Source organism: Bradyrhizobium sp. Crot121 (assembly GCF_059512385.1).
The window spans coordinates 1-1,708 of record NZ_JCAMOR010000226.1 but is presented as its reverse complement, the minus strand read 5'-3'; the positions used below and the strand labels follow the sequence as shown (position 1 = coordinate 1,708).

Below are 1,708 nucleotides of genomic sequence, written 5' to 3'. Positions count from 1 at the left end.
CCTCCGTTCAATCCGGACGCTTCTTCGCACATCTAATCTAACCCCGAACCCTGGGTATCGGCTTAGCGCTTACAGTTGATAGCGGCGCGAGTTTTGTTTCGCTGCCGCTCCCATGCTGCGACCTCGCTTCTAAGGCGTCGATCCGGCGGCCGAGACACTGCCCTTGGAGCACGCCGATCTCGATCTCGACCATATTGAGCCAACTGGCGTGTTTCGGGGTGTAGCGGAACTCGAGGCGGCGCAGGATGCGGCGGGCCTCGGCGGGCGCAAGGCTTGGTAGAGGGCGCCGGGGGCATGGATCGACAGATTGTCTTGCACGAACCGGATGCAGGCGGCCTTGGGGTAATGGAAATCGACGAGTTCGCGCATGCAGTGAGCATAATCCACGGCGGTGCGCCGTTCGGTGACTTTGACCTTGCGCCAGACCCGATGCGGATTGAAGGCGACGAAGAGATTGACGGTGCCGTTGCGGTGGTACTCGTAATCGTAACGCTCGCGCTTTCCCGGCTCGGGTAGAATCGGCTGGCGCACTTCGCCGATGAGCTGAACGGCGGTTTCGTCGAAGCAGACCAGCGGCCGCTCGAGATCAGGCACTTCAGCGTAGAGATCGAGCACATCTTCCATGCGGGCGACGTATTCGCCATCGACATGGGGAATGCACTACATGTCCCTGCGCCACGGCTTGAGGTCATTATCGGCCAGTCGGCGGCGCACGGTCTCGCCTGACAGGCTGTCATGATCGGTGAGCTTGACCATCACGTCCGCCAGCAGCGCCAGCGTCCAGCGCCTTCGGCCGGCGGGCGGCTTGGCGCATGCGGTCGCCACCAGCAGGGCTTCCTCCTTGCCGGTCAGCTTGCGCTCCGCACCGGGACGCGGCTCCTCACTCAAGACCCGATCGAGATTGCTTTCCACGAAGCGGCGTTTGGTCCGATAGACGGTGGAGGCGCTTATCTGACGGTCCGGGCAATCTCCTCGTCGCGGCTGCCGATGTCGGCCGCCAGCAAAATCTGAGCCCGCTTGAGTTTGCGAGCGGCATGCTTGCCGCCGCTCAGCATCGCCGTCAGTTCCTCTCGCTCGCCTTGGCTCAATTCGATCCGGTACCGTACATTTATCATTCGCCTCCCTATTGGAGGCTCCGGACGAATCGATCCATGAGTCAAAAATCAGGCGTACGCCCTACCAAGAAGCAGGGCCATGATCTGGCTTTCATCTATACCTACTCGCACGTGCTCGGACGGCCATGCATCGCGTTTCGGCATTGCGAAGCCTCGGTGTGCACGTGGCAGCGGTTTCACGCGAGCTCCAGGAACGCCTCGTCCCCATGGCCGAGGGACTCGCCGATCCCACAAACCGCGCCTTGGCCTTGCGGAGCGTCGGGGCAGCCGTGGCGGAGCTTCCCCGCGAGCTCCAGCGGCGTCTGGCTGTCCTCGCCGAGAGTCTTCCTCAGCCTGCGGATCGGGCTCGGGCCTTTGCAGCATTGGGCTCGTAGGAGGTACGGGACGATTTGCAGGTCTGCCTCAACGGCCTCTGTCAAACGGCGCGACTGCTTCCAGTCAAGCCTCTGCCGCCAAAATCGAGTCGATCTTAGTCGGCCAGCACTCCAAACATAAAATGGCCTGCGTCTCACCTGCCAAGCACGCCGCGAAACCCTTGCCAATTACGGCATGTCATGCCGATCAGCCGTATGTGTGAGTGACCTCCGAAAATC

General features: G+C 61.8%; 1 pseudogene. It reads right to left on the bottom strand.

Annotated features, from left to right (window positions below):
* Window positions 1–74 precede the first annotated feature (74 nt).
* Window positions 75–1,112: pseudogene (locus AC5ZGW_RS46155) on the bottom strand (IS630 family transposase); the annotation flags it as partial.
* Window positions 1,113–1,708 lie beyond the last annotated feature (596 nt).